The sequence below is a fragment of the Paraburkholderia sp. SIMBA_054 genome (assembly GCF_046534875.1).
Lineage (GTDB): Bacteria > Pseudomonadota > Gammaproteobacteria > Burkholderiales > Burkholderiaceae > Paraburkholderia > Paraburkholderia hospita.
Genome location: NZ_JAWRXV010001629.1, coordinates 1 through 239, shown reverse-complemented (window position 1 = coordinate 239; position 239 = coordinate 1). Strand labels below are relative to the sequence as shown.

The window sequence follows — 239 nt, the reverse complement described above, 5'->3', positions numbered from 1 at the left end:
CTAAGCAACTCCACATCCTTTTCCACTTAATACACACTTTGGGACCTTAGCTGGCGATCTGGGCTGTTTCCCTCTTGACTACGGATCTTATCACTCGCAGTCTGACTCCTAAGGATAAGTCATTGGCATTCGGAGTTTGACTGAATTCGGTAATCCGATGAGGACCCCTAGTTCAATCAGTGCTCTACCTCCAAGACTCTTACACTTAAGGCTAGCCCTAAAGCTATTTCGGGGAGAAC

Annotated in this window: 1 rRNA gene; it reads right to left on the bottom strand. The window is 46.9% G+C overall.

The features are described from left to right. A 23S ribosomal RNA gene (locus tag SB822_RS60590) occupies positions 1–239 on the bottom strand; the annotation flags it as partial.